This is a genomic window from Butyrivibrio sp. INlla18, from assembly GCF_900103635.1.
Taxonomy (GTDB): domain Bacteria; phylum Bacillota; class Clostridia; order Lachnospirales; family Lachnospiraceae; genus Butyrivibrio.
Genome location: NZ_FMXK01000016.1, coordinates 1 through 25,434, shown reverse-complemented (window position 1 = coordinate 25,434; position 25,434 = coordinate 1). Strand labels below are relative to the sequence as shown.

Here is a 25,434-nt window from a genome sequence, read left to right as displayed (position 1 = left end):
AATAGAGAGAAATACAAAAAGCATAAAAACAAAAATGCAAGCAATCTGCTCTAAGCTCGAGCGAATTGATTCTTTTCTTATTTTCATGCTTTTATATTAACATTTTTTTGTTATGATGTCTTTTTTATTTCGAACTTAATACCACTTATCAATCTCAAATGTAGTAATGGAACTTCCCTTAAGAACAGCAGAAAATGTTGCCTTGTCTTCGCCAAAACTCATTGCAACTTTGTCGGTTACGTCTGCCCAGTTCTCGCCATCAGCCATAGTGCCGCTAGTTCTGGTTGCTACGATGCCAATATCTTCTCCTGCTTCGTAGAAGTCTGAGAGGTCGAATTCCCACTTAACGTCATCTACGTTGGTATTCATTGCTACAATTACAACCTTCTCGTTTTCTGGATCGTAAGCAGCTACCACTGTATTGGCTTTATCATCAACTCCAACTAAAGTGTAGCCTGGTCTGATGAACTTAGTGAACTGTCCAAAGGCATAGTACTTCTTGGTAAGGAGCAGCTCTTTTGAATCGTGATCTGCAATGGCAATTCCCCAGAAAGGTGTTCCTGTAGATACTATCTCATCAGCCTGCTGCCTTGTGCAGGTATCAAACTCATTTTTTGAATCTACATGAACATCTACTGCATCCCACATGATCCAGGCTGTAGGCATGAGGCCGTTGAGATCCTTTATGATCTGCTCTGAATAGCCAAGAGCTGCCTGCATTCCTGTATCTTTTTTGCCAATAGAATATGTTCCGTCAACTTCACTCATCCAGAGATTCTTGCCAGCATCTTCTGCTGTCTTTTTGAGCATGTCACGCTGAGTTCCTTCATAGGCATGTGTATCAATTCTATCTACAACCTCTTTTGCCTCCTCAGAAAGAGACTTGTAAGACATGATAGCAGCTTCAATGCTTGTCTCATCAGTTCCGCAGATGATCATGTCGATTCCCTTGTTCTGAAGCTCTGCATTAAGTGCTGTAAGGATCCTACTCTGAGACTCACCCTGTGAGAAATGGCACCCTTCCTGCTTCTCACTGTGAGCTCCCCAGTAGCTGGTTGCAGGCTCATTCATTGGATCAACACTCTGGAATGTGATAACACCTTCCTGCATCCAGTGCTCGATCACATCCGCCATGTAGCAGGCAAAAGCCGTGTATGAATCCTCTCTTAAGTTATCAACAGAAGGATCCTCTCCTCCTGAACTACAGCCGCTGACAGTCATGAAGTATGGTGGTGAATTGGAAAATGCCTCGGCAATGAATTCATCTTTTGCCGCATCAGCTGCTGCCTTTAAGACATTCATCTGATTTGTATCTGCGTCCCAATCATAGTTCCATGCATATCCACAATCAAAGTCAACTCTGGCAAAGTTATCCACATAGTAATCCTTTGAATTGTTACTAAGATCGATCTTTGTTACATCTACGCAGTAGCCAGGAACTACAGAATCTGATCTCTTAATATGTGGCTCATGATAAAAAGGAGCACTCTCATCAGTTACGTTATCGCCGCCGCCTACATTATAGCGGCCAATGTTCATGCCAAGACCTTTTTCCAGATCAAAAAAAGCTTCTGCTGTCTGAGCTGTAAGTTCTTCACTGTAGCCTACTCTATTAGCCCACCAGCAAAGGGATGTTCCCCATCCCTGAAACTCTCCGTAGCCATCACCGTTTGTGTCATTAAACTTTTGCGCGTCAGATAATGACAGCTTTACTGTCTTAGAAATTTCCATGTTTTCATAACTCTCCGATACATTATTTTCTTCACTTACTTCGCTTATACTTTCAGTACCAGCGCCATTTTCCTCTGTGCTATTTCCGCACCCCGAAACAATATAAGTGAGCATAGCCGCTGCTACGCCCACTGATATGATCTTACCTGTTTTTTTCTTCATCCCTATCTCACTCTTCCTTTACTGGATTTTTGGAAAAGACATGTTCATCCCCGTAAGGAACATTATATCTCCAATTTTGAGCGCTTCCACCCGCCCCATTATACCAGTTTCCGGTTATTTCGTTCTTTATAGACAGCTTATTATTTGAATCATCCATTTCGAATATCAAGATCCTTTTTTTCTCATGGATATTGGGACAATGAAGGGACATCATAAGTTCCCCGCCAAAGCTCCTAAAGAGCATGGCATGTCCGCCATCAAGAGCAAAAAGAGGTATCTCTTCCTGAAGCCATGGACCATGAATAGTACCACTTGCTGAGCGGCAGTATCCTACTGTGTATCCACCTCTTTCGGAAAAGCTTGACCATAGCATGATAAGCATTCCTCCCGGGAGCCTATACAAGAATGGCCCGTCTGTTACCAGTCCGCCGTCTGCTGTAGCATTTCCTCTCCATGGTGCATCTGAAGCCCTGAACAAGATTTCCGGCTCTGAGATCATTTCACTTAGATCATCACTTAGCTTAACTGCACATATCTGTCCGTCGTAAACCTGCATCCACTCATGACAAAATACAAGCCATGGCTGGCCTTCATCATCAACAAATAAAGTTCCGTCAAGGCACTGCCATCCTTCAGGTGTGATTGGCTTATTCCCTACTGGAGTAAAGGGGCCTTCCGGTGAATCGGAAACAAGGGCCTGGCAGCCCCTTAACTTACCCTCTGCTCTAAAGGAAGATATCAGATAATATCTTCCCTTCCACATATGAACCTCTGGAGCCCAATAGTCTTTATCAGCCCAAAAGGTCTTTTTCTCAAAACACACCTTTGGAACGGACCAATTGATCAGATCCTTTGACTTAAGCACATAAAAGCAGGCTTCGTCCTTCTTGAGCTCAGGAAAAAGATTGGCATCAACAAACTGGACGTATGTGTAATACAGACCAGTTTTGTCATCTGCCAAAATGAAGGGATCACTTATATGCACATCCCTTATGCTATATGGGTATTCTTTAGAACCTTCATTAACTATAAATGCCATTAGTAAATATCATCCTGTCTTATTTTTCAAATTCTGCTACCGCAGTCTTTAAAAGCTCTCTGATCTCTAGATGCTGAGGACATACATTTTCACAGCCGCCGCACTGGATACAATCACTGGCTTTACCAGAGCCTTCAGACGTGATCCTGCCGTAATACATATTCTGATTCCAATCATTAAAGATCTTCTTTCTGTTGTAGCAAGCAAAGATCTCAGGAATCTTGATAGCCATTGGGCAGTGGTTCTCTTCTACACAGTAGTGACAAGCTGTACATGGGATCATATCAAGACCCTTGAATATAGCTGTTACTCTTGCTACTGCTCCCATCTCAGTCTCTGAAAGAGGCTTGAAATCCTTCATGTAAGAAACATTATCCTTCATCTGAGCCATATCGCTCATACCAGAAAGAACAAGTCTGATTCCTTCCTGGCTTGCTGCAAAACGAATCGCATAGCTTGCGTTTGAAAGACCTGCGTTTAACTCATTAAAGATCTGCTGTGCCTTTTCTGGAAGATTAACAAGGCTTCCACCCTTAACAGGCTCCATTACGATTATTGGCTTATTATGCTTTCTGCAGACATCATAAACCTTCTTGCTCTGAACAGATGGATCGTCGTAATCAACATAGTTGAACTGGATCTGAACGATCTCAATCTGAGGATATGTTGTAAGGATATTATCTAAAACCTCTGCCTTATCATGGAATGAAAGACCTACATGCTTGATCTTACCTTCTTCTTTTAACTTAAAGGCGGTCTCATAGGCATTGCACTTTTTAAACTTTTCAAAGTTCACTGCGTTCTGCGCATGCATCAGATAAAAATCAAAATACTCAACACCACAGGCATCAAGCTGACTCTGGAAGAATGGCCTGATGTCCTCTTCGCTGTTAAAGAAAGACTCTGTGAGCTTATCTGTTAAAAGATACTTATCTCTTGAGTATCTCTTTGTAAGAGCCTCTTTTATTGCAAGCTCTGACTTGCCATCAATATAGCCGTGTGCTGTGTCAAAATAGTTAAATCCGTTCTCGATAAAGTAGTCAGTCATTTCCTTGAACTGCTCAATATCTACTTCGCTTCCGATCATTGGAAGTCTCATACATCCAAAACCAAAAAATGTTTTGATCTGTGGAAAAGAATTGTCCATCGCTTGCCCTCCGAACACTGTAAAATACGCATACTCCTACATATACAATATTATTCTAGCATATTAGGAAACTTGGATATAGCTCATTTCTTGTCATAAAAAGCCACATTTTTGTCATCTATTGTTCTCAATCTATGGCACAAGAGTTTTATGAATGATAGAATATATATATACTAAATTTAATTAATTTGTGGCAGGGTTTTCTATGGCAAAAATTTCTAACGCAGATCTTTTTGACAACCTATTAACTCTTATTCCCGCTGGTGTTTTCTGGAAAGACAAAGACCGGCGATTTCTCGGTGCCAATCAAATGTTTCTTGATTACTACGGTCTTTCATCAGTTAATGAGATCATCGGAAAAACTGATGAAGACATGGGATGGCACATCGATCCAACGCCATTTAAAAATATCGAGCTTAAAGTAATCAACAATGGCGAAACCATTAGTAACGTTCCTGGACAGTGCATTGTTAAGGGCATGGTCCGTAATATCAGGGCTTCCAAAAAGCCTTTATATTCAGACGGCAAGATTGTCGGCCTTATAGGCTATTTTATGGATGTCACAGATGAGCTTGCAGAAAAAGACTGGCTTGCAAGTCTTTCAAGAACTGATGAACTTACGGGAATCTTTAACAGAAGGGCCTATTCTGACATAATCGTTCAGTACGAAGAACAGTACAAACAAAATCACACAGATTTTGTTTTATATATGATAGACCTTGATGGATTCAAAGCTGTTAATGATGAATATGGACACGAGTATGGTAACCTTGTCCTTAAATCTGTAACCAAGAGCCTGGTCTTTGCATCAGCAGACAACTGCGTTCTCTTCCGTTACGGCGGAGATGAATTTGTTATCCTCCATCAGCTTCAGGATGAAAAGGAGGTTCAGCTCATAGAAAAAAGACTCATCAGAGCTTTAGAAGCTCCTAGAAATATAGAAGGAGCCAAGGTTACTATCCATGGCTCCATAGGACATGCACAATATTCAGAGACTACTTCAGTTACGCTGCTTATCGAACTAGCCGATAAACGAATGTATGAAATGAAAAAACTACGTAAAGATCACCACTGAACAGTCCATCTCTTACTATATTTTCCATTGTCGATTTTTGCAGAAAGCCTGGGTTTTTCGGGCTTTCTTTTTCTTTCTAATACTCTTTTTTTGCAGAGAGCTTCTGCATACTCTTCTTCTCCCACCGGAAGATTAACTGGCACATTTTTCCAAGATGAAAGATATGCTGCATTACTGATTCTTAGGCTGTTTATACCCTCTTCACCAGGTGCTATAAGAGGTATTCCCTTCTCAATATGCTCAGTAAAATTCCTCATTATCAGGATGTGACCATCTTCTTCATCCTTAAGATCAAGCTCTATCTCGGTCGCCTCTTCTGTGGGCATTGCTTCCTGAGAGTTATAGCATAGCTCTCTTTCATCCTCTTTAAGTAAAAAGAGCTTTAGCTTTCCATACTCTGCAACTGCTTTACCCTTGGTTCCACTTATCTCTAATCTGTTGGTTCCGGGATATTCACCTGTAGACGTGATAAATGTTGCTGTTGCCCCATTTTTGTACTCAGCATAAATTGTAGCGTCGTCCTCTACATCCACATCATGGAATAAGCCTTCATGGCAAAAAGCCACCAGCATATCAGGCATTCCCATCATCCATTGCCAGATATCCAGATTGTGAGGCGCCTGATTGAGCAGTACGCCGCCTCCTTCTCCATTCCAGGTAGCTCGCCATCCAGAAGACTCGTAATAAGCCTGGGTCCTATACCAATTGCTGATGATCCAGCTAAATCTTTTGATATCTCCCAGCACCCCAATGTCCAGATAATATTTAAGTGTGCTAAAAAGCTTGCTTGTCCTTTGATTGAACATTATGCCAAAAGCCTTGCCACTATTATGTGCATCTGCATTCATTATCTCTACTGACTTGGCATCAACTCCTGCTGGCTTTTCTACTAAAACATGAAGTCCACTTTTAAAGGCTTCGCTTGCCATCTCTGGATGAAAATAATGGGGCGTTGCGATTATCACAGCGTCTATCAAACCTGAAGAATACATTTCTTTGTAGTCTTCAAACACTTTCACTTTGCCTTTGAATTTTTGATCAGCCCAATTTCTCTTTTCTTCATCTGTATCAGCCACACATGTGAGCATGGCGTGTTTAACCTTTTTTCTGAAAAGAGCCATAGCATGAGCGCTACCCATATTTCCAATTCCAACAATGCCAAATCTAATCATATCTTTTCCTTAATATTTTCCTACTGATATCTTCTGTTCAGTGAAATTCTCTACTGAAGCTTTCTTTTCATAGAAGTGGATGGCGTTATCCTTGATTCCGCCTTTTTTGTAATACTTTGAATCCTTACCGATAGGAAGACTAATGGTCTTTTTCTCAAAGCCAGCTACATAAATAGCTGTGATCACTTCGATAGTTCTTTTGCCATCTTCTCCTGTTATGAGAGGCCTTGTTCCAGTTTCAAGAGCAGTGAGATAGTTATCGATTTCTCCTGTATGTCCCTCATATTTAAGATCTGGAATCTCATCATAAAACTTATTTATCTTCTCAATAAGTTCCTTATTACCGCCATCTTTATAGAATCCGTTTTCCATACCAATTTCTGCTTTGAGATCCCAAGGCATAGAAATCTTGGCGTCAGCACACTGAAGAGTGATTCCCTGCTCTTCGCCATGGCTTATGACAGAGGCAAGCACCTCTGCTACAGAACCATCTTCATATTTAAGACAAGCAAGAGAAAGGTCCTCAACCTCTGCGTTATCATGCATAACATTTGTAAGCACTGCTGTCGCTTCAATTGGAGAGCGCTCCTCGATCCAGTTCAGCATATCAATGTGATGAACAGCATGATTAAGAGTTGGTCCGCCTCCTTCTTTTTCCCAGGTTCCTCTCCACCAAAGGTCATAATAACAATGAGCTCTCCACCAATTAGAGTCTACTCTTGCAAGGCATACTTTTCCGGCAAGGCCAGATGCTGCAAGCTTCTTTAACTTGTACACTCCATTTCTAAATCTGTTCTGAGCAATAACTCCAAGAGTGACGCCATTCCTCTTTTCTGCTTCAAGCATTTCGTCGCACTCTTCAAGACTTGCTGCCATTGGCTTTTCTACAAGTACATTTAAACCTGCATCCATGCAGTCAATACTGATCGATGAATGTACATATGGTGGTGTGCAGACATGAACCATATCAATCTTTACATCAGACTCAAGCATGCTCTTGTGATCAGCAAAGACAGCTACGTCACTTCCAAGATTATATTTTTCGATCATTGCCTCTGCTTTTTCTGGGTATATATCACAGAGAGCTACGATCTTACATCTATCTGGAAACTCTAATATGCCCTGTATATGCAGATTTGAAATACTACCGGTTCCAACTATCGCTATATTTATCATGGTCTCTCCTTAATTATCAGTTAATCTCTTTGCCTGAAGCTCTGCTTTTACGCACAGCTCTGCTGCCTTAAATGCGTGATCCTGTGTCATGGCATTTTCAGTTCTGTTGATACAGTCCAAAATGAGCTGTCCAAAGAATGGGAATCCAACTTTGCCATTTACTTCAAAGTGCTGCTCACCATCTTTGTTAACAAGAAATACGTGGTCAGTTGTTCCATCACCTGTGCCAACATTTACGTACTTTCTAAGTTCAATATAGCCTTCTGTTCCAAGGATGAAGGTTCTGCCATCTCCCCAGGTTGAAAGTCCATCTGGTGTAAACCAGTCAACCCTGAAATGCTGGCTTGTTCCATTGTCACCAACGATCATTGCATCACCAAAATCCTCAAGCTCAGGATAATCTGGATGACCATAATTTCCTACTTCACTATATTCAACATGTCCATCCTTTGCTCCGCAGTAGAATAAAAACTGCTCTATCTGATGGGAACCTATATCACATAGGATTCCTCCATATTTTTCTTTTTCAAAAAACCAATCTGGTCTTCCTTTAGGATCACCTACTCTGTGTGGTCCAAATCCATCTACATGAATAGGAGTTCCAATGGCTCCTTCCTCAATGAGCTGACCTGCAAAAACTGCAGACTCAACGTGTATTCTCTCACTGTAGTAGACCATGTATTTTTTACCAGTCTTTGCCACAGTCTCTTTTGCCTTCTCAAGCTGTTCTAAAGTAGTAAGTGGCGCTTTATCGGTGAAATAGTCCTTGCCATGCTCCATTACTCTTATTCCAAGCTCACATCTCTTCCAAGTTTCAGCTGCTCCGCAAACGAGCTTAACTTCTGGATCATTTAGTATCTCTTCTTCTGAAGAAGCTATCTTTACTTCAGGATATGCTTTCTGGAACGCCTCTGCTTTCCTAATGTCTTTGTCATATACCCACTTAAGTGTCGCACCAGCTTCTACAAGTCCATTACACATTCCATAAATATGTCCATGATCAAGTGCTATCGCTGCAATTACAAACTCTCCCTTATTTACAACCGGAGCTGGCTTTCCCTTTGGTGCATAATTCATTCCATCTTTTTTATCCATAGCTATTTACCTTTTCTTTTGAATATGGGGAAACAGAAAACTCTGTTTCCCCAAAGAATATGTTATTTGTTGTAGTACTCTTCTCTCTCCTGAATGATTGTGTCGATTCCAATATCCTTAAGCTCATCCATGTATTCGTTGTACATGTCATCGAACTCTTCTGGTGCGCAAGTGATCATCTTAACCTGATAGTCATCCTTTGCAATGTTTAAATCTGTAATGAGGTCTGCTGTTGAAGGAGATGTGTAAGAAGCGTCATGATTAAGTGTTCCTTCAAGAGCATATTCATAGTTCTGAATTACGTAGTCCTCAAAGCCAGGAGCTTCCTTAGATGTGCACTTATTGAAGTCCTCAACTGTCTCGAAGTATCCCTGATTACCTACGATGAAGATATCAGTTCTGATCCAGTCTTTATCCTGTGAGTTGTACTCAGCATCCTTAACTACAGGAACACCGTCAGTCATGCTGTAATGCTCGCCTTCAAATCCGTGATAGAGGACAAATCCGCCCTCTTCTGTACACATCCAGTCAAGGTATGTCATGCATGCTTCTACTACTTCTTCGCTTGCTGTCTTAGGGCAGAATGCGATAAGTCCACCTGCTCCATATGCTGCTGAATAAACATTTCCATCGTTCACATTCTTGAACTGAGGAATAGAAACGAAATCTGCATCACTCACATTCTCTTTAAGGGTTTTTAAAAGAGATCCACGAAGTACATCAACGTTACCATTTACACTGTATTCGCAGAATCCAAGGTTACCTGTTACGATCTCACTCTTGAAATCATCCTCAGCAAGGTTGTAGTACTCCTGATGAAGGATTCCTGCGTTATAGAGCTTGTTGAGGTACTGATAGTAGTCATACATACCTGGATCATAGTAATCCTGAATAACATCTTCTCCACCGCCACAGATATTAACCTTTACAGGATCATTTGCGATCTTTGAAAATACCTGCTTTAAATTCCAACCGTTCCAGATAATAGCGCCTGAAACACCTTTCATTCCGTCTGGATTCTCATGAACCATCTTATCAAGAGCTGTGTAGAGCTCATCTGGGTTTGTAGGAATACCAAGACCAAGCTTATCAAGCCAGTCTTTTCTGATGAAGTAGTTACTCTTTGCTGTTGTAGCTCTCTTTGCTACGATACCGTAGAGCTCACCACTTTCTTTTCTTCCAATATCAATTACATCTGTGCCAAGATATTTCTTCATATTAAGAGCCTGATCTGCTCCATCTACAAACTCTGAAAGATCCCATGTTCCGCCCTGATTAAAGTAATCTTCAGCGTAAGCATATGTATAAGTAAGTGTGAGATCTGGTGCTGTCTGAGAAGCCACCATAGCCTGCATCTTTGTTACTTCATCCCATCTTGGAACTGGAACAAACTCAACATTGATACCAACCTTGTTCATCTGCTCATTTACATACTTGGTCCACTTGTTGTCTGTAATTGTTGAGCCATCTGGTGCATTACTTCTGTCAAAGAGTTCAACTGTGATCGTTACATTATCGAACTGCTTTGATCCATAAGTTGTCTGATACTTACTTGGCTGATCAGATGTGGCCTCAGCTGCATCCCCACTGTCAGCTGACTGTGTTTCTTCTTTCTGTGCATCCTGTGTTGCGCCAGAATCTGCTGGCTGCGTACTACCACAACCTGCAAGCAGCGAAACTGTTGTTGCTGCTGCCATAAGAATTGAAATAACCCTCTTCTTCATATTTTCCTCCTTAAGATAAGAAAATTTTTTATATGAACTCCCTTTATTAGGATGTTCTGCTCTTAGCCTTTAACCGAACCCACCATTACACCTTTGACGAAGTACTTCTGAAGCCATGGGTAGATGATAAGGATTGGTATTGTTGATACTGCTACTGTTGCCATCTTGAGGGACTGGCTCATTACCTGAGTTCCGATACCCTCTGCATTGGCATTTGAGTTATTAAGCTCTTCACCAAACAGAAGGCTTCGTAATCTGAGCTGCAATGTATATAGCTCTGGCTTCTGAATATAGATAAGTGCATCGAAGTAGGTGTTCCAGTAACCTACTGCATAAAAGAGTCCCATGGTTGCAATGATAGGTACTGACAAAGGAAGAATGATCTTATTTAGTACCTTCATGTAAGAAGCACCATCAATTCTTGCTGCCTCTTCCAAACTTTCTGGGATATTCTTAAAAAACGTCCTCATTACAATGAAGTTAAATACGTTGATCGACTGTGGTACAAACAGCGCAAAGGATGTATCAAAAAGCCCGAGGCTCTTTACTGTAAGGAATGTAGGTATCATTCCACCACTAAAGTACATGGTAAAAAGGATGAAGGCTGTAAAAAAACTTCTTCCAGGCAGGTCTTTTCTTGAAAGTGAAAAGGCTGCAAGTATAGTAAGAACAAGGCTAAGTGCTGTTCCTGCAACAGTGATAAATACTGTATTTCTCATTGCCATCCAGATCTGAGTCTTACCAAGGATCTGTTTGTAGGCATCAATATTAAAATCAATTGGATAAAAAGTTACTCTTCCTGAAAGCACTGCATTGTAGCCACTGACTGAATATGCAAGTACATTAAGAAATGGGTAAATACATATGAAAGCTAGGAGCGCTAACAGAATGTCATTTACTATAAGTCCCGCTGTTATCTTTTTTGTCTTCATCTAATCTGTCCTCCCGTTAAATAATTCCGTCTTCGCCTATCGCCTTGGCGAACTTATCAGCGACAAAAAGGATAATGATGTTGATCACAGACTGGAATAGACCAATAGCTGTTGAATCGCTGTACTTAGCTTTCTCAATACCTATCCTGTAAGTATAGGTACTTACAACTTCAGATACCTCTAATACCTTTTTGTTTCCAAGTAGAAGCGGTGCATCAAGTCCAATAGACATCATCTTGGATATCTGAAGGATCAGCATTGTAACTATTACTGATTTGATCGCAGGAAGTGTGATGTAGATAAGACGCTGGAACTCAGTAGCTCCATCCAGATAAGCAGCTTCATAAAGGGTTTCATCAACACCTGTAAGGGCTGCTAGATAGATGATCGTTCCCCATCCAATCTCTTTCCATACGTTACATACCACGTATGTGAAGATCCACCAGATATGATCGCTCATAAATGGTATTGGACTTCCTCCCATGTTCTCTATGGCTCTGTTAATACTTCCGTTTGTCATGGAAAAGAGATTTGTTGCTATTCCAGCAACTACTACCCATGAAATAAAGTGTGGCAGATAGAGAACTGATTGCGTGATTCTCTTAAAATGCTTGTTCCTGACTTCATTGAGCATCAGAGAAACTATTATCGTAAGCGGAAAGCTTACAAAGAGTGTTGCAAAGTTCAGGACTAATGTATTTCTGATAGCATTCCAGAAATTCTTGCTCTTGAAGATCTTTTGAAAGACTTCAAATCCGCACCATGGACTTGCTGTGATCCCCTTAAACACGTTGTAGTCCTTGAACGCAATAGTGATTCCGTACATCGGGATATACTTAAACAGTATGTAGTACGTAATTACTGGTACTAACATCACGTATATCCACTTATAGTTCCATACCTTCTTAAGTGTTTTCCTCATTTTTTGTGCCACCCCATTTTTGTTTCTTGCTGTAAGGATCCCTGTTGGAAAAACTATAGCACTGACGAAATTACGTTTCTTACACTTGTCCGTATAATTTTTTTGCGTCAAATGACTTAAACGTTTATGTGTTATTGCCCATATTTCTTATTTTTTAGGTTTTTATTGCGTAAATCTCTATTTTCAACAAAAAAGCGAGGTCATTTTGTGCAATGTATACATATTGTGTTTGATGGGATTAAGACGTATTCTATATCTATAATTGTGATAAGGAGAATTCGTATGACCGGACATCAGGTTTGTAAAAAACACTTGGCCATTAACAGAGAGATTCAATGTGAAGTCAAATCTATAGACGCACCCTTTGACTATACTGATGATATGCACAACCACTTTATCCATGAAATCCTGATCATGCTAGACGGTGAGCTTAGTCTTTATACAGAGTTTTCTGGAAAGGTCATAAAAAGAGGTGATGTGGGCTTTATTCCACGATATCTTTTTCATACAGCTGACATCATTACCGCTGACAAGTATGACCGTATAGTCATAAATGTATCTGATGAGATCCTTAAAAAGGCTTCCTCCAAGAAGATGGATCTTAGTCAGTGCTTTGAGCCCTACGACGAAGATGATAAGTCCCTTCACACGATTCATCTTGAAGATGACGACATTGAGACCATCCATAAATACGCAGTAGAACTGCAAAAGAATATTGAACATCCTGTGGTGGGCTCTGATATTCTAGTTGATGCCTACCTAAAGCTCATAATGGTAAAGATCACTTCAAAATATGCCGACTCCCCACTTGTTGACTCCCCTGACGTTCTTCCTGATATCGTCAGCAGAACCTTTGAATATATTGATGCCCACTTAACTGAGGATCTTAGCCTATCTGTTTTAGAGAAGGCGATTCATCACAACGGAACCTACATTTCCAGATGTGTAAAAAAGTTTTCTGGTCTTTCTATTCAGCAGTATATAATCGCAAAAAAAATAGCCCTAGCCTGCAGGTTATTGCAGGAGGGCTATTCACCTAGTGATGTTTGCTATATGTCCGGGTTCAACAACTACTCCAATTTTTCGAGAACTTTTTCCAAACAGGTCGGAAAGTCTCCAAAGCAGCTTCAAATGGCAACCCGTGATATCAAGTAATTACTGAATCTCTAATGTACCACCTGAGATCAGCTTACCTGAACGTCTATCAAAGAGCAGAATATCTTTTCCCTTGATATCGATGTTGGCGTCCTGGCCAATGAGGTAGATTGAATTACCAAAGATTACGCTGGTAAGGAGGAATTCTCCAACCTTAAGCTTAAGTGTTGACTCCATACCAGTAGGCATTGCGCCGTAGATCTTGGTGTTTATCTTGCCAGCTGGCTCGATGTCGATAGCTTCTGGTCTGATACCAAGAACGAAATCTGCATCTGTGATAACAGGCTCATCCATAAGGCTTTCATCCTGTTCCTCAACCTTCTGAACGTGGTATTTGAACACTTCGTCCTTGTTACTCTTTTCTACTGCGCCTTTCTTCATAAGTCTCTGGCGCTCAAATTCTTTCTTGTCAGCTTCTTCCTTGTCTCTTTCTGCTCTCCACTCTGAGATCTTAAGTGGCTCGTTTGGCACAAACTTTGCCTTTACGCCATCAAGGATATTAAGCTCAACACTGCCGTCTGCTGCCTGTGCTCCCTTAGCATCCACAAAGTTCATAGATGGATTACCTACAAAGTCAGCAACGAAAAGGTTTGCTGGTCTTGAATAAACATCAAGTGGAGCTGCGTACTGCTGAAGAACACCGTTGTTTACAAGACAGATTCTTGTAGCCAGTGTCATAGCTTCCATCTGATCATGTGTTACATATACAAATGTGCTTCCAGTCTCAACGTGGAGTCTCTGAAGCTCGTATCTCATCTCAAGTCTGAGCTTGGCATCAAGGTTTGACAATGGTTCGTCCATGAAAAGAACCTGTGGCTCTGGAGCAAGAGTTCTGGCAATAGCTACTCTCTGCTGCTGTCCACCAGAAAGCTCTGCTGGATACCTATCCATGAACATTCCGATCTTAACTATTCTTGAACATGCTCTGACTCTTGAATCAATCTCTTCCTTTGTGAGCTTTCTTGTTTCAAGTATTTCGTTACCATTTTTAAGTACATGGTACTTGCTGCTAAGTTCTTTTCCTTCTCTCGCGTACTTTTCCTTGATTCCTGCAAGCTTTTCTTCGTACTCAGCAAGCTTTGCCTTTGCAACCTTGTCTGGATCAGAAGAAGAATGAATACCTAAGTTAAACAGCTCTTTTGCTGAATAGATTGAAAGATTGTAGTTGTCGATGAGTTTGATGTGAGCCTTATTCTCATCGAGCTTACCATTCTTGTCACGGCACTCTTCTACTATCTCTTTTATCTTGGTTCCATTGGCAAGGGCTCTTACGATATCCCCTGTCTGCTTTGCCTCTGGATCAAGTACTGGCATCTCTTCGTGGATATTTTTAAGACCAAAAGAGATGTTCTCATAAACTGTCATGTTTGGCCAAAGTGCGTAGTTCTGGAAAAGGAAGCCAACCTTACGCTTGTTGGCCGGAACGTTGATTCCTGCATTTGAATCAAATACTACTTTGTCTCCAATTGTGATCTTTCCTTCTGTTGGAGTCTCAAGGCCTGCGATCATTCTAAGGATTGTTGTCTTACCACAGCCTGAAGGTCCAAGAAGTGTAATAAATGAGTTATTTGGGATGTTAAGGCTAACATTATCTACACCAAAAAACTTTCCCCAACGTTTAGTTATGTTCTCTAAAATAATTTCAGGCATGATTACTTTCCTCCTATGCCGCTGTCAAGGCTTGCGCCTGTGAGCTTGTTTACCAAAGTATTAAATACAAGAATTGTTACGATGAGGATGAGGTTGATAGCACTTGAGAATGCGTAAAGTCCCATCTCATCGAAGTAGTCAAGTGTTGTTGAAAGGATAAAGCCCTGTGTACAGAGAAGAAGGAACAATGATAATTCTCTAAGGCAGGTCATAAATGGAAGAAGATATCCACTTATGATTGATGACTTCTGGATTGGAATAATGATCCTTGTCATTCTCTTTACCCATGATGTATTCATGATAATTGCTGCTTCTTCAAGCTCGTTACTGATCTGAAGCATTGAATTTAGTGAACTTCTTGAAGCGAAAGGTATGTATTTTACTACACCTGCGATTATCAGAAGTGTATATGTATTAAACAGATTGATATGCTCGTTGGAGAAGAGGATAAAGAATGCTGCTCCAACTGCGATTGATGGCATGAGGTAAGGAAGGAATGCTACGTTGTTTACATAGTTTGCCCACTTATTCCTTCTCTTTTTAGCAACTGCGTATCCGATAAGTGTACCAATGGTTCCAGCTATCAGCGCACAGACAACTGCCAGGAACAATGTTCCAAAGAAGGCATGCCAAATGGTCTTGTTGTACAGGATTCCGGCCTGTCCATACATTCCGTTTTCTGTAATGTTTTCGTTTGTAACCCACCATTTTGTTGTGAGATGAGCAAGATTTCCTGAATAAAGGAAGCTGTAATCTCCTGGGTTTGGAAGGAATGTCTCTAATGCAAAGAGGAGAATTGGCCAGATACTTGTAAAGAATGTGATGATCATGAAGATGATTCCTACAAGATACTTGCCTACCTTACCAATTGAGAGCTTTGTGAGCTGTCCTGATTTACCAGTAACCGTTGTATAGTTCTTGCGGCTCTTTAAACTCATCTGGTTCATTCCAAGGATCAGTACGCCAAATACCATCATGATGATCGCCAATATACTAGCTTCACCAGTGTACTTACTGTTCATTGAAATGTACTTGGTAGAAAGAGTTGTGAGATTCAGATAATGTGGTACTGGGTAGCTTCCCATAGCTGATCCAAATACCAAAAGGATTGTTGAAAGGATCGCTGGCTTGATCATAGGAAGTGTTACCTTGAACATTATCTTCCACTTTGGTGTATCAAGAATTGTGGCTGCCTCCTCGAGGTTAGCGTCCATATTCTTGAAGATTCCTCCAATGAGGATGTAAGCAAATGGTGCATAGTGAAGTCCCAGAACTACCGCACTTGGGAATACTCCCTGGCACCACCAGTGAGGAAAATAGATGTTAAATATTGCTGCAAGAAGTCCATCTGAAGTTCCTGTCACTTTGTTTGAATAAAACATATGCTGCCAAACAACGGCTAATGTCCACTGTGGCATGATATAAGGAAAAATGAAGATAGAACTTAAGTATTTCTTAAACTTCATGTCTGTTCTTGTTACAAGAAATGCGAACAGACCACCAAAAAGAATTGATATAAAGCATGTAAGCACAGATAAGATCACAGTATTAAGAAGCGGTGTCCAAAGATTGGTCTTTGCTAACTTACTTGTGAAAAGATCTGTGTAGTTTACTACTGAATAACCATTTACTCTTCCAGTTAAGTGCTGGTCGATTGTACCTGGATGTATAGCAAAAGTATCTTTTACTATAGCTACGATAGGTGCGACTGTACTAAAGGTTAAAACAATCCCAAACAGCAAAAGTATTATATTCTGAGGTTGGGAAAACCATGTCTTTACCTTATTTTTGAAAATCGCACTTTTGTCTGGTTTTGCGATTGCATTCATTTTAGTTTCGTCCCCTTTTTTAAAGGATGCCGCCCGCAGGCGGCATCCGAAGTGTTGTTAATTATTCTCCTGGAGCATAGTGATCAAGAACGTCGATCCAGCTACCAACTGTGAATGATACTTCTGAGCAGTATGCAGGATCTTCAAGTACTAGCTCACCATCTGTTGTCCACCAGTCATATCCTCTGTCGTTCTTTGCTGGGAACTCATCTCCGCCACCCTGTGAGTGATGGAATGTGTCCTCAATCTCTTTTGCAACGTTAGGATTTGCTGAGTAGCCACCCATGTCTTTACCCCAAGCTTCAAATCCCTGCTCTGTGCATGTCATGAAAGCGATGAATGCGCATGCTGTCCAAGGAAGTGGGCTGTTCTTGGTAAGGAAGAGGTAATGGCAATATCCATATCCACCGATTCCTGTGTAGCCATCCTGATATGCTGCTACGTTGATGTTGTTAACTGATACAGAAGCTGACTCTTCTACTGAACGAAGCTTACTGTATACTAAAAGACCTGATTGATCTGTTGCAGATGCATCTACAAGTGTGTTGCAGATAGGGCCATCGTCTGTCTGCTCGTTGTAGTTGTTAACCCAAAGCTTGATCCATGCAAGTGCGTAAGCACCGTTTGCGCCAAGACCAAGGTCGTTTGCATCTGTCTGCATCTCTTTGATCACAGGCTCAAAATATGCTTTCTTGGTATCATCAAGCTTGTCATAAGCTTCCTTGAGCCATGTAGCATACTTATCTTCTGTGAGCATCATGAGGAAGTTCTTTCCTACGATCTCAGAGTCAACACCCATGAAAAGAGGATGTGATCCTTCATATACGAAATCCCAGCAGTTGTTAAACTCTGCGCTGCCTGTATTGTTGTACATGAAAACTTTATTAAGTGTCTGAAGTGGAAGGAATCCTGTGTAAGCATCAGGTGTTGTTCCGTTTGCTTCTGCCCATTCCTTAGGTACGTATGTCTTTAAGATGTCTGTATCTACCATCTTTGTCTGGATCTGGTTACCATCCTGGATAAGAGTCATAGCAAATGTGCCTTCGCTCTTAAGTGAATCAGATGTGAGCTGCTCAAAGATCTTGTTGTTCTTTGGCTGCTGCCACTCAAATTCCATTGTGTAAGATGGATCGATTGTCTGTAAGTACTCGATGAATAATGGAAGTGCTGACTTACCACGGCTACTATTACCTACGCCGTAGAATGTCTTGCCGTTTGACTCTTCGATAGCCTTCTTAGCAAGCTCTTCCATTGACATTGTCTCAGCTTCAGCAATGATAGCATCGATTCCTGTAAGCTCAGCTGCTGGAGCAGCCTCTTCAGTTTCAGCCTTCTCTGTTGTCTGTGCTGCATTATCTGTGCCAGCTGGCTGCGCATCTGTTCCTGCACCCTGGTTAGAAGCTGCGCTTCCGCAACCTGCAAGAGCGGATACAACCATTGTGAATGTTAAGATTGTTGATAATACTTTCTTTTTCACCTTTTATCCTCCTTTTACATTAGCTTGTGCCCTTTTCCCATAAAAAAGAAACCACAAGCAGTTCTTTGCTTTATGGTTTCATTTTAGATTTCTTTTATAATTTTTTTGAGAAGACAAATCTGATATTATTTGTAATTTTTTGACAATTTATTACTCAAGTCCCTTATTTTGATATTCTGATGGCGTTCTTCCCACAAGCTTTTTGAAAGTATTTGAGAAATAGGCAATGTCCTGATAGCCTACTTTATCTGCTACTTCATACACTTTTACATTCATATCCTTGAGGTAATCCAAGGCTTTTTTGATCCTGTACTTAGTAAGGTAGTTGTTGATACTGCTATCTGTCTCTGATTTAAAAAGTCTGCTGATATGACCTTCACTTACGCTCAGAGCCTCTGCTAAATTTCCTACGCTGAAGTCCACATCCGAATAGTGGTTTTCAATATATTCAATTGCTGCCTGAACGTAGCGGTTTGAAACTTCATCTTTTTTCTTGATTGGAATCAGCTCATTTTCTAGCTCTGCTTCCTGGGCAGTTCCATTGGGATGAAGGTGCAAAAGCCTTTGGATTACGCCTTCGAGCTCACCATCCTGGAAAGGCTTTAAGATATAATCTGAAACCCCAAGTCTTATGGCTTTTCTGGCATATTCAAATTCATTGTAGGCAGTAAGGAATATGACTTTTGTATTTGGGTACTTGTCTCGAAGCTGCTCTGCAAGCTCTATTCCGTCCATCTTGGGCATTCTGATGTCGGAGATCACAAGGTCTGGTCTTACTTTATCTGCAAGCTCCAAAGCCTCTTCTCCGTTTGAAGCTTCCCCCACGACTTCGCATCCTATAAGGGACCAGTCGGTCTCTCCCTTAATACCTAGCCGTACATATTTTTCATCGTCTACTATCATTACAGTAGTCATTGTTCCCCTCGTTCTTCTTTCTTTTTTGGCTCTTTTTCTGAATATGGAAGTGTAATGATCATGACTGTTCCGCCCTGAGATGGTCTAAATGCCATGACTCCATACTCTTTTCCATAATAAAGTCTGATGATAGTGTTGACGTTGTTAAGGCCCAGGTGTCCCTTTAAGGTCTCAACGTCATCATTATTTAACGCCAACATCATTTCATCGCTTATGCCTTTACCGTCATCCTGAACGGATATCTTCAAAAGGTCTTTTTCTCCGGAATTATCTCTACAAGCGGCTATATAGATATGACCGTTTTCGGTTTCATCCATCCCGTGAATGATGGCGTTTTCTACTATTGGCTGAAGTATGAGCTTTGGAATAACTGCGTCCATTACTTCAGTTGGCACATCTATTGTAAGGTCGAACTTGTCATCAAATCTGATCTTCTGGATCTCGCAGTAGTTCTGGACAAGCTCTAGCTCTTTTGACAAAGGGCAAAACTGCCTCTCGGAAATACTGGTCCTAAGAATTCCTGCAAGGGACGCTGACATGGTGGCAACTTCTGGCACGTGATTAGCCTTAGCTACCCACTTAATGGTATCTAGTGTGTTGTACAGGAAGTGTGGATTGAGCTGGGCCTGCATCATTTCAATTCTGGTCTCATTGATGGTTCGCTCTGCCTCAACTCGCTCTTCCATGGTCTGCTTGAGCTGGCTTGTCATCTTGTTAAAGCCAACTGCCAGCTGTTCGAACTCGTCTTCTCTTGAGAGTTCTATCTTGGCATCAAAGTCACCTTTTCTGAAGCGCTTCATTCCGCTGGCCATGGTATTTATGGGCTTTGAAAAATATGCGCTTAGTCTTGAAGCTACGATGAGACAGACAATAACACTAAAAAGAGCTTCTAATGTAAGGATCTGATAGCCAACCTTAACTGCGGATTCTCCCAGAGCTGGCGGCGTAACGTATATGCTCAAAAGCCCAGTCTTTCCTATCTCATTCATGTAGACATTGTTTTCTATGTTGTAATTATAGGCTTGTCCGTCAAAGAGATTTCTACGGATGCTTTTAAGTTCACTGCCATTTTCAGCCGTTCCGATTAGGCAGAATGGCCTAAGGAACTGGTCTGTTAACATGAATCCATCTTTGGCATTTATGTTGCTTCGAAGTCGGTTTTCTATTTCAGTCTGCTCTATCCTGACGATGGCAAAGGCTGGAACATTTCCATCTACTATCTGTTTTGCTATCAAAAGATCTGCACCAGTCTTGGTTGACTCTGTAGGATCTAGAGCATAGATGACTTCGCCTTTGCTGTTCTTGGCTTCTTCAAGAACTGAATAATAGAGTGGCAATTTATTGGACAAGGATTTAGTGCTGGTACTAAACACGCATCTGTCACCCTGATAGATATCCACTGTTGCAAAGTCTCTTATTCTTCTTGATACGTTGTAAAGCTCTGAGTAGATAGTAAGTGAGCTATTCTTACTCTGTGTAAGGGCATTTTTTATGATATCGCTTTTTGATATGAGGTCCAGCGTCTCTTCTGATAGCTCTATATCACGCTGCAAAAGAGAATTAATAGCTGTGTTCTGCTCGATATCTTTTTTCTCATAGTCGTATTTGAGTCTTGCCTGGAATCCCTGAATGGTAAAGACACCGCCTATGATGACAAGGATCAGTGTTACTGTCAGAAAGATTGCAAAGAGCTGCCTTTTGAAGGACTGTCTGATGATTCCCATAGTTAGTCCTCCGTCTTTCTAAGCTCGTCCCAAAGAAGGAGCATCTTTTCCTCTTCTCTGGCTGACTTTTTGACATCGAAATCAATGAGCTTGGTGCTTCCATATGCTGGCAAAAGATCCACATCAGTCCTTACTGGTCTTCTGTAGAAGTTCTCCATTGCGTATTTCTGGGTATCATAGCCCACCACAAAATCTATGAATTTACCTGCGTTGTAGGAATGTGGCGCATTTTTTAACATGGCAACGCCATCTGGAACTGCGCTGGTGCCGTCGTTTGGATATATGAGAGAAATGTTGTAGCCTTTAGCTATATACTTCTTGGCTGTTTCCTCAAGGGTAATGCCAATGAGGTAGGTTCCATCTGATACTGCCGGAATTACATCTCCTGAAGAATCTAATATCTCGCCTCCAAGCTGATCATACAGCCTTGGTAAAAGAGTCTCATATGACTCGCCAAATAACTGCTCCATTGTAGATACTATGGTGTAGCTGGTTCCTGAATTTCTCATATCTGCAAAGGCTATCTCGCCTTTCCATTTGCTGTCAAAAAGACTTTTCCAGGTTCGTGGCACTTCTGAAGAAGAAACTAGCTTTTTGTTATAGATGAAGACTATTGGAAGCTCTGTAAACGCAGTCCATGAGCCTTCCTTGGAAACGTAATTTTCATCAAGATACTCTTTTTCACTTGAGACATATCTAAGGAACATGTCACTGTGAGCTTCATAGCTTTCGATTCCGCCGCCAAACATAATGTCGCACTGGCTGTTTTCCGATGCCTCTTTTGCCTTCTGCATCATCTCCGCGGTTCCGCCTGCGTGAACGTCTACCCAGATTCCTGTCCTATTCTCGAACTCTCTGATTATTGGAAGATAAACTTCCTCTTTGTGAGATGTATAGACAATGAGCTGATTTTCCTCGGGTACCGCATATTTCTGAGAAATGTTTTCTATTTCTTCCTGTCTTGGACTATTTTGGCATGACGAAAGCAGGAGCACTAATGCTCCTGCTAAAAAGATCGAACCTAGTTTTTTTATAACCCCCGCCATGATCAAAAATTACTTCCATTCCAGCCCCAATTATCAGCTGGAGTGTACTTAACATAAATATGATCTGGTGCAATTCCTAGAACATCACCAAAGATATTTGTGATCTCTCCTGTAAGCTTATCAAACGCACTTGGATTAGCCCCGCCAAATACCATAACTTCTACGAAAGCTGTTGGCTGAGAATTATCTCCTCTAAAATACAGATGATATCCATCTTCGAAGCCTGTCATGAGCCAGCTTTCGCTCTTTCCAGGAATTATCTCAATTGCTTTTCCAAGCTTTTCTTTTAGCTTTCTCTCCTGATCTTCTGTAATCTTTACGCTTATCTTTGAATTAATAAATGGCATAATGCTCCTCCCACCATAACTTTTTTCACTATTTAAAGTATTTAATATAGTGTATCACAGAGGTCTGCCGATGGTAAATTCATTACATAAAAAAGCACGGACGACTTTAATTAAGTCCTCCGCGCTACGCTTTTATAGGATAGGAAGTATATAATTATTCCATTTCTCTTTTCATCAGAAGTCTAAAAAGAAAAACAAACAATACATTAAATGCAATAATAGCTGCGTATATAATTGAACGCTTTACGTTAAATAATACTCTTGGATCACTAAAGAAAAATATGTAGCCAAATACTACAATAGCGATGTACAGGACAAGTAGCATAACTGCTTTTCTAAACATCATCTTAGTTTTTTTCCTTGAATCAAAAATGGGATATCTAGCAGCCGTTAGCTCTTCGATAGAAATTTTTAACGCATCCGCTATACTTTGCAATAATTCAACATCAGGATAACAAATCCCTCTTTCCCATTTTGATACCGCCTTGTCTGTAACGTACAAGCTACTTGCTAATTCTTTTTGTGTCATTCCCAACTCAATACGTCTTCGCTTTATTACTTCCCCTACTTTTTCGTTCATAGCTTTCCCTCCTATAAAGTTCTGTCTTACGATTAGCGTATATAATTCCCCATAAAAAGTCACTCTACTTTTGGTTTACTTCCGAATTTTCCTAGTTTTTCTTTATATTATACCTTTATCTCAGGGAATAAGATATTGCACTTTCTTGATTTACCATATACTTTATGCTAATATACTGATTGCATGTTTCCGTAGCTCAGCAGGATAGAGCGTCCGCCTCCTAAGCGGAAGGTCGTGCGTTCGAATCGCATCGGGAACATTGATTTTGAGGAGTCTGAAATTCAGGCTCCTTTTATTTTAATGGACCTAGGGGACGGGGTTAGTGGTCCATTTTGATAGTTGAAATATAGGAAATGGGGAAGGTGAAAAATGCTTTTTAAATACTGTGCCTAATGGCTTTAAGGACGAAGCCCTAAATCAAGTAAGTTCTTTTGATACAGATAGACTTATGCAGGATATGCTCTCATTTTTCCAACCTGTTGAAGAAGAACCCATCTTCTTTTTTACAAAAGAAATGGCCGACGAATACATAGAAGAAACAATAAGCTTCTGCATAGATGAAGTAAAAAAACTTCGTAATAATGAGCCCGGTATCGATATGATGACTTATGCATGGAAAAGGGCGTGAATTTAAGTAGTTAAATTCCTATTCTTTTTCCATCAGTTTTTTATAATAAGCTATGATTTTCTCAGCTAAATTCTCATTCTTACTCATTGATTCAATCATTGCATACATCTCTGAATTATCACTTTTTCTAAAAGTGACTATATCTGAAAATGCTTCTTTGCTCTCTCCACAAAGATACTCTGGCGTAGTATGAAATACCTGCGCAATATAACAGATAGTCTGATATGAAGGATTGCGTTGTCCGTTCTCATATCTTCCATATCCCATTGCTGACATATTCAATCTTTTTGCAGCTTCTGCCTTATTTATTCCAAGTTTTTCTCGAACCATTATCAGTCTTTTCGGATCAAAACTCATTTTATAATCCCTTCTTGACAATAACCGTTGGTTAGTTTATCCTTTAATAACCATTGGTTATACAATACTACATTTCTACATTGCGCGCAAGCTACAAAAAAGATGATGCTTATCTTAGTATTTGACACCAAATATGACACCAATTAAAATGGAGATGGATACATGTCTAAATGGGACAAACTAATAAATCAAATTCTTTCTTTATCTTCCGATTTAAGATTTGAAGAATTACAAAAGGTATTAGAATTTTACGGATATGTAATGAGCATTCCTAGAAAAGGCAGTAGTCACTGTACTTTCAGGAAACCTGGTAAAAACCCTATTACTATTCCTGTTCATAAACCAATTAAAAAGATCTACGTCGAAATGGTCAAGAAAGTCGTATTGGAAGAAGGTGATATCGATGAAAAAAACAATTGATGATTATATGAAACTTCCATACAAAATGGAAATAGTTGAAGACCCTGATGAAGGGGGATTCGTTGTTTCTTTTCCAGAACTACCAGGATGCATCACTATAGGTGACACAATAGAAGAAGCCATAAAGAATGCTTCTGACGCAAAAAGAACCTGGTTTGAAGCTGCTTTAGAAGAAAACATCGACATTAGTGAGCCCTTAGTTTCAGAAAAATATTCTGGTCAATTTAAATTAAGACTTCCCAAAAGTCTTCATAGATCACTTGCAGAAAATTCTAAACGAGAAGGTATCAGCATGAATCAGTACTGTGTTTATCTTCTCTCTCGTTGGGATGCATTAAATACTCCTAGTTCTTACCAATAATTATCACTACTAATTTGATACTTTTCTAAGGAGTCTGAAAATTCAGGCTCCTTTTTTTGTAATAAAAAAATCGTTGACATTCCAAAATGATTTATCTATAATAACGTCTCGTGGTTCTAAACAATTCTAGAGTTGTTTCTTGTTTTCTTAAACATTTCGTTTTTTATCCACATTACTACGTTTTAAGAGGAATAATAAAACTAGAGGAATTAATATGAATTTAAAAGAAAAAATAATATATAAAGGTTTAGATTATAACGTCTCTGGTAAGAAAGAATTCATTAGAAAGATTTTATCTTTACCAGAAACTAGAGATGCATTTATTAGTTGGATTATCGATTCCGGTAAAATGGACGAACTTGATAAGTATAATAAAGTCAGTTCTTTTGACAACCAATTCCACAGTGTATCTCTTGATGAGAAAACTATCATAAATTTGTTTGATTTAGCTACAGCAAATAAAATAGAAGGCTTTCTTTCTAATAATAATCTTTCTAACGTCGATCGACATTTTTATACAGCTTACCTTGCTCCTTTATTAAGTTCGGAGAGTTCCCACTCATTAAAAATCGATTATTGTTTAATATTTGGTATTGTCAATCAGGAAAAATGTCATAAAAAATTAAAGGATTTGTGGCTTAGCCATCCAGAATACTATTCATTTTTCTTAACTAAAACCTGCGCTCCCGCGAAATTATACCAAGGCTCTGGTATAAAGCGTTAACAGTTACTACCGCAAATCCTTGATATTACTGGCTTTGCGAGCACAA

The 25,434-nt window shown here is 40.2% G+C and carries 23 protein-coding genes and 1 tRNA gene; 6 read left to right on the top strand and 18 right to left on the bottom strand.

Annotation, left to right across the window (positions count from 1 at the left end; genetic code table 11):
- Positions 1-135: 135 nt before the first annotated feature.
- The 3 genes from BLS24_RS11900 to BLS24_RS11890 are packed head-to-tail and all read right to left on the bottom strand — an operon-like array spanning position 136 to position 4,079.
- Positions 136-1,893 carry a glycoside hydrolase gene (locus tag BLS24_RS11900; protein ID WP_242872288.1) on the bottom strand — a complete coding sequence of 586 codons (1,758 nt, stop codon included), beginning with the start codon at positions 1,891-1,893 and terminating at the stop codon, positions 136-138.
- A 7-nt stretch (positions 1,894-1,900) separates the two neighbouring features.
- Positions 1,901-2,932 carry a glycoside hydrolase family 43 protein gene (locus BLS24_RS11895; RefSeq protein WP_091759381.1) on the bottom strand — a complete coding sequence of 344 codons (1,032 nt, stop codon included), beginning with the start codon at positions 2,930-2,932 and terminating at the stop codon, positions 1,901-1,903.
- A 19-nt stretch (positions 2,933-2,951) separates the two neighbouring features.
- A complete protein-coding gene (locus tag BLS24_RS11890; RefSeq protein ID WP_091759379.1) occupies positions 2,952-4,079 on the bottom strand; it encodes an aldo/keto reductase in 1,128 nt (375 codons plus the stop codon).
- 205 nt (positions 4,080-4,284) lie between these two features.
- Between BLS24_RS11890 and BLS24_RS11885 the strand changes: the two genes are divergently transcribed.
- Positions 4,285-5,154: a sensor domain-containing diguanylate cyclase gene (locus BLS24_RS11885; protein ID WP_091759377.1), complete on the top strand. Its 870-nt coding sequence runs from the start codon at positions 4,285-4,287 to the stop codon at positions 5,152-5,154.
- On the opposite strand, the gene BLS24_RS11880 is transcribed toward BLS24_RS11885, so the two are convergent.
- From BLS24_RS11880 to BLS24_RS11855, 6 genes are all read right to left on the bottom strand, one after another.
- Positions 5,145-6,326 (bottom strand): Gfo/Idh/MocA family protein, encoded by a 1,182-nt coding sequence (locus BLS24_RS11880; protein ID WP_091759374.1) that lies wholly within the window; start codon positions 6,324-6,326, stop codon positions 5,145-5,147. The two genes, BLS24_RS11885 and BLS24_RS11880, sit on opposite strands and share 10 nt — an antisense overlap.
- 9 nt (positions 6,327-6,335) lie before the next feature.
- Positions 6,336-7,502 carry a Gfo/Idh/MocA family protein gene (locus tag BLS24_RS11875; RefSeq protein WP_091759371.1) on the bottom strand — a complete coding sequence of 389 codons (1,167 nt, stop codon included), beginning with the start codon at positions 7,500-7,502 and terminating at the stop codon, positions 6,336-6,338.
- 9 nt (positions 7,503-7,511) lie between these two features.
- A complete protein-coding gene (locus BLS24_RS11870; RefSeq protein WP_091759368.1) occupies positions 7,512-8,597 on the bottom strand; it encodes a Gfo/Idh/MocA family protein in 1,086 nt (361 codons plus the stop codon).
- Positions 8,598-8,659: 62 nt separating this feature from the next.
- On the bottom strand, positions 8,660-10,321 hold the full coding sequence (locus BLS24_RS11865; protein WP_091759365.1) for an extracellular solute-binding protein: 1,662 nt from the start codon (positions 10,319-10,321) through the stop codon (positions 8,660-8,662).
- A 62-nt stretch (positions 10,322-10,383) separates the two neighbouring features.
- Positions 10,384-11,253, bottom strand: coding sequence for a carbohydrate ABC transporter permease (locus BLS24_RS11860; RefSeq protein ID WP_091759362.1), 870 nt, complete (start codon positions 11,251-11,253; stop codon positions 10,384-10,386).
- 16 nt (positions 11,254-11,269) lie between these two features.
- Positions 11,270-12,175 (bottom strand): ABC transporter permease, encoded by a 906-nt coding sequence (locus BLS24_RS11855; protein ID WP_091759359.1) that lies wholly within the window; start codon positions 12,173-12,175, stop codon positions 11,270-11,272.
- Between the two features lie 282 nt (positions 12,176-12,457).
- Here BLS24_RS11855 and BLS24_RS11850 point away from each other — a divergent pair, with 282 nt between their 5' ends.
- Positions 12,458-13,330 carry an AraC family transcriptional regulator gene (locus BLS24_RS11850; protein WP_176764431.1) on the top strand — a complete coding sequence of 291 codons (873 nt, stop codon included), beginning with the start codon at positions 12,458-12,460 and terminating at the stop codon, positions 13,328-13,330.
- Here BLS24_RS11850 and BLS24_RS11845 read toward each other — a convergent pair whose 3' ends face one another.
- From BLS24_RS11845 to BLS24_RS11810, 8 genes are all read right to left on the bottom strand, one after another.
- Positions 13,331-14,980 (bottom strand): ABC transporter ATP-binding protein, encoded by a 1,650-nt coding sequence (locus BLS24_RS11845; protein ID WP_091759354.1) that lies wholly within the window; start codon positions 14,978-14,980, stop codon positions 13,331-13,333.
- Between the two features lie 2 nt (positions 14,981-14,982).
- Positions 14,983-16,809 (bottom strand): ABC transporter permease, encoded by a 1,827-nt coding sequence (locus tag BLS24_RS11840; protein WP_072704127.1) that lies wholly within the window; start codon positions 16,807-16,809, stop codon positions 14,983-14,985.
- Positions 16,810-16,870: 61 nt separating this feature from the next.
- Positions 16,871-18,286: a hypothetical protein gene (locus BLS24_RS11835; RefSeq protein ID WP_091759348.1), complete on the bottom strand. Its 1,416-nt coding sequence runs from the start codon at positions 18,284-18,286 to the stop codon at positions 16,871-16,873.
- Between the two features lie 150 nt (positions 18,287-18,436).
- Positions 18,437-19,201: a response regulator transcription factor gene (locus BLS24_RS11830; protein ID WP_091759344.1), complete on the bottom strand. Its 765-nt coding sequence runs from the start codon at positions 19,199-19,201 to the stop codon at positions 18,437-18,439.
- Positions 19,198-20,925, bottom strand: a complete 1,728-nt coding sequence (locus BLS24_RS11825) for a sensor histidine kinase (protein ID WP_091759341.1) — start codon at positions 20,923-20,925, stop codon at positions 19,198-19,200. Before BLS24_RS11825 ends, BLS24_RS11830 begins: the two co-directional genes overlap by 4 nt.
- A gap of 2 nt (positions 20,926-20,927) precedes the next feature.
- Positions 20,928-21,971, bottom strand: coding sequence for an extracellular solute-binding protein (locus BLS24_RS11820; protein ID WP_091759478.1), 1,044 nt, complete (start codon positions 21,969-21,971; stop codon positions 20,928-20,930).
- A 2-nt stretch (positions 21,972-21,973) separates the two neighbouring features.
- Entirely contained in the window at positions 21,974-22,318 is a 345-nt protein-coding gene (locus BLS24_RS11815; protein WP_071177347.1) for a phenylpyruvate tautomerase MIF-related protein, read from the bottom strand.
- Between the two features lie 154 nt (positions 22,319-22,472).
- On the bottom strand, positions 22,473-22,898 hold the full coding sequence (locus tag BLS24_RS11810) for a helix-turn-helix transcriptional regulator (protein ID WP_091759338.1): 426 nt from the start codon (positions 22,896-22,898) through the stop codon (positions 22,473-22,475).
- A 185-nt stretch (positions 22,899-23,083) separates the two neighbouring features.
- On the opposite strand from BLS24_RS11810, the gene BLS24_RS11805 reads away from it, so the two are divergent.
- Positions 23,084-23,157, top strand: a tRNA-Arg gene (locus BLS24_RS11805).
- Positions 23,158-23,544: 387 nt separating this feature from the next.
- Here BLS24_RS11805 and BLS24_RS11795 read toward each other — a convergent pair.
- Complete coding sequence (locus tag BLS24_RS11795) at positions 23,545-23,883, bottom strand: helix-turn-helix domain-containing protein (protein WP_091759332.1); 339 nt, start codon at positions 23,881-23,883, stop codon at positions 23,545-23,547.
- A gap of 162 nt (positions 23,884-24,045) precedes the next feature.
- On the opposite strand from BLS24_RS11795, the gene BLS24_RS11790 reads away from it, so the two are divergent.
- The 3 genes from BLS24_RS11790 to BLS24_RS11780 all read left to right on the top strand — a co-directional run bounded on the left by BLS24_RS11790 (position 24,046) and on the right by BLS24_RS11780 (position 25,388).
- The gene (locus BLS24_RS11790) at positions 24,046-24,303 is read left to right on the top strand and encodes a type II toxin-antitoxin system HicA family toxin (RefSeq protein ID WP_091759330.1); all 258 of its coding nucleotides are present in this window, start codon (positions 24,046-24,048) and stop codon (positions 24,301-24,303) included.
- Positions 24,287-24,664, top strand: a complete 378-nt coding sequence (locus BLS24_RS11785) for a type II toxin-antitoxin system HicB family antitoxin (RefSeq protein ID WP_071177351.1) — start codon at positions 24,287-24,289, stop codon at positions 24,662-24,664. Before BLS24_RS11790 ends, BLS24_RS11785 begins: the two co-directional genes overlap by 17 nt.
- A 214-nt stretch (positions 24,665-24,878) precedes the next feature.
- Positions 24,879-25,388 (top strand): hypothetical protein, encoded by a 510-nt coding sequence (locus BLS24_RS11780; protein ID WP_091759327.1) that lies wholly within the window; start codon positions 24,879-24,881, stop codon positions 25,386-25,388.
- Positions 25,389-25,434: the final 46 nt, after the last annotated feature.

Coding starts and splice junctions, on each gene's coding strand:
- BLS24_RS11840 (WP_072704127.1), bottom strand. CDS start 16,809: ATGAATGCAATCGCAAAACCAGACAAAAGTGCGATTTTCAAAAATAAG.
- BLS24_RS11820 (WP_091759478.1), bottom strand. CDS start 21,971: ATGGCGGGGGTTATAAAAAAACTAGGTTCGATCTTTTTAGCAGGAGCA.
- BLS24_RS11850 (WP_176764431.1), top strand. CDS start 12,458: ATGACCGGACATCAGGTTTGTAAAAAACACTTGGCCATTAACAGAGAG.
- BLS24_RS11790 (WP_091759330.1), top strand. CDS start 24,046: ATGTCTAAATGGGACAAACTAATAAATCAAATTCTTTCTTTATCTTCC.
- BLS24_RS11795 (WP_091759332.1), bottom strand. CDS start 23,883: ATGAGTTTTGATCCGAAAAGACTGATAATGGTTCGAGAAAAACTTGGA.
- BLS24_RS11860 (WP_091759362.1), bottom strand. CDS start 11,253: ATGAAGACAAAAAAGATAACAGCGGGACTTATAGTAAATGACATTCTG.
- BLS24_RS11890 (WP_091759379.1), bottom strand. CDS start 4,079: ATGGACAATTCTTTTCCACAGATCAAAACATTTTTTGGTTTTGGATGT.
- BLS24_RS11855 (WP_091759359.1), bottom strand. CDS start 12,175: ATGAGGAAAACACTTAAGAAGGTATGGAACTATAAGTGGATATACGTG.
- BLS24_RS11780 (WP_091759327.1), top strand. CDS start 24,879: ATGAATTTAAAAGAAAAAATAATATATAAAGGTTTAGATTATAACGTC.
- BLS24_RS11845 (WP_091759354.1), bottom strand. CDS start 14,980: ATGCCTGAAATTATTTTAGAGAACATAACTAAACGTTGGGGAAAGTTT.
- BLS24_RS11815 (WP_071177347.1), bottom strand. CDS start 22,318: ATGCCATTTATTAATTCAAAGATAAGCGTAAAGATTACAGAAGATCAG.
- BLS24_RS11885 (WP_091759377.1), top strand. CDS start 4,285: ATGGCAAAAATTTCTAACGCAGATCTTTTTGACAACCTATTAACTCTT.
- BLS24_RS11785 (WP_071177351.1), top strand. CDS start 24,287: ATGAAAAAAACAATTGATGATTATATGAAACTTCCATACAAAATGGAA.
- BLS24_RS11895 (WP_091759381.1), bottom strand. CDS start 2,932: ATGGCATTTATAGTTAATGAAGGTTCTAAAGAATACCCATATAGCATA.
- BLS24_RS11880 (WP_091759374.1), bottom strand. CDS start 6,326: ATGATTAGATTTGGCATTGTTGGAATTGGAAATATGGGTAGCGCTCAT.
- BLS24_RS11865 (WP_091759365.1), bottom strand. CDS start 10,321: ATGAAGAAGAGGGTTATTTCAATTCTTATGGCAGCAGCAACAACAGTT.
- BLS24_RS11825 (WP_091759341.1), bottom strand. CDS start 20,925: ATGGGAATCATCAGACAGTCCTTCAAAAGGCAGCTCTTTGCAATCTTT.
- BLS24_RS11810 (WP_091759338.1), bottom strand. CDS start 22,898: ATGAACGAAAAAGTAGGGGAAGTAATAAAGCGAAGACGTATTGAGTTG.
- BLS24_RS11870 (WP_091759368.1), bottom strand. CDS start 8,597: ATGGATAAAAAAGATGGAATGAATTATGCACCAAAGGGAAAGCCAGCT.
- BLS24_RS11875 (WP_091759371.1), bottom strand. CDS start 7,502: ATGATAAATATAGCGATAGTTGGAACCGGTAGTATTTCAAATCTGCAT.
- BLS24_RS11830 (WP_091759344.1), bottom strand. CDS start 19,201: ATGACTACTGTAATGATAGTAGACGATGAAAAATATGTACGGCTAGGT.
- BLS24_RS11900 (WP_242872288.1), bottom strand. CDS start 1,893: ATGAAGAAAAAAACAGGTAAGATCATATCAGTGGGCGTAGCAGCGGCT.